This is a genomic window from Paraburkholderia panacisoli, assembly GCF_008369935.1.
GTDB lineage: Bacteria > Pseudomonadota > Gammaproteobacteria > Burkholderiales > Burkholderiaceae > Paraburkholderia > Paraburkholderia panacisoli.
Window position 1 is genome coordinate 1 of the sequence record NZ_VTUZ01000135.1, and the last position, 1,616, is coordinate 1,616.

The window sequence follows — 1,616 nt, forward strand, 5'->3', positions numbered from 1 at the left end:
TTGTTGTCGCTATGCTCGTCGGTCCGTAATTCGCTTCGAGGCGAGCGCGATGGAACACTGGCAAGTCACTTATCTTGGCATCCGGCAGATCCCTCGTGAACTCACCGAGTTCGACCTTGCCACGTTCTTCACCTTCTCCACGAAGGAACGTGCACTGATCGAGGCGCGTCGCGGCGAGCTATACCGGCTTGCCGTCGCGCTCCACATCGGCTTTATCCGGATGAGCGGCCGCACGCTCGACGCCTACAAGCCAGGTTCCCAAAGTGCTCTGGAGTCACCTTGGCGCGCAACTGGCAGTCGATCCACCCGATCTCGGCACGCTGCGGACGCTGTATGAAACGCGAGCTCGGACGCTCATAGATCACCAGGTCCTTGCATATCAGGCGCTCGGCTTCCGGCCGATGGCCGAGCACCAGCGCCGGTACGTCGTGCGTTGGCTCAAGGAACGCCTGACAGGTCGACCCGAGCGCGGCGACTTGCTGTACGAATTGAAACGCTGGCTCTACGAGCATCACATCCTGATCGTCCACGATCGGTTGCTCAAGCGGCTTATCGTGAAGGCTGGGCAGGATGTCGAGCGGTCTCTAACTGATGGAGTTATTGGTGCGTTTGGCGACGCGACACTGGACCACTGGAGTCGGCTGTTGGCACAACCTGACAATGACCATGGGAGCCTGCAGCAATGGTTGTGGGCCGTACCCCTGCGGCAATCTACGCATCAGATGGGTGACGTGTTCACAAAGATCGATCGCCTTTATGCGATTGGTGTGCATCAAGGCTGGCCGACGCTTTGCAACGACGCCGCTGTGCGGCACTACGCGCGGCGCTGCGCGCGTCGGCCACCTTCGGTCAGTAAGCGCGTCGAGCAACGATCGCGCAGGCTGGAAGCAGCCTGCTTCATGCGTTACGCGCTGTGCTCCGCAACCGATCAGTTGCTGTCAATGCTGCGCCACTGGGTTCAGAAGGCGGTCAACGACGCGACGCGTGAGGTCGAATCGATCCAATTAGATCCAAACACGCGTCTCCGCGAATTCGCAGCAGCCGTGAAAAAAGTCGCGCTTGACGCAACGTTGGCGCGCGAAGAACTCAGCAGGAGCTTATGCGAGCTGGCCGATCGGTCGCTTGACCGCCGAATGCCGAGCCAGCGAAGTCTGGTCCGCGCGCGCCTGCTCGCAAAACGGGGGCAAGCGCGCGCGATGCTCGCTAGGCTCATCCGCCTGCCGTTCGAAGCGCAGACCACCCATCCCGTCATCAACGCACTTGACGTGTTGTGCGACCTTTATGCCCGGAGGGCCTACACGTTGCCGGACCGCGTAGCAATCCGATTCGGGCGCGTCTGGCGCGACGCGATCGACGGCTATGACCGGCACAAAGCGCTGTTGGCTTTCGAGTGGGCGACGCTCTTTGCGCTGCGCGTCGCATTGCGCAATGGCTCCGTTTTCATCGAACACAGCTTCGCGTTCCGCAGTCAGGCGATGCTCCTGATTCCACCAGACGAGTGGAAAGCGAAACGCAACCGTTTTTATGGACATCTGAAGCTGCCGCAGGACCCGAAGGAATTCCTTGAACCGCTCATCGAGCACCTCGAGCAGGGCTTGATCATGCTACGCGACGCA

1 pseudogene is annotated in these 1,616 nt (G+C 60.6%); it reads left to right on the forward strand.

What is annotated here, in order from left to right:
* Positions 1-49 precede the first annotated feature (49 nt).
* Positions 50-1,616 (forward strand): annotated as a pseudogene (locus tag FVF58_RS50955) (DUF4158 domain-containing protein); the annotation flags it as partial.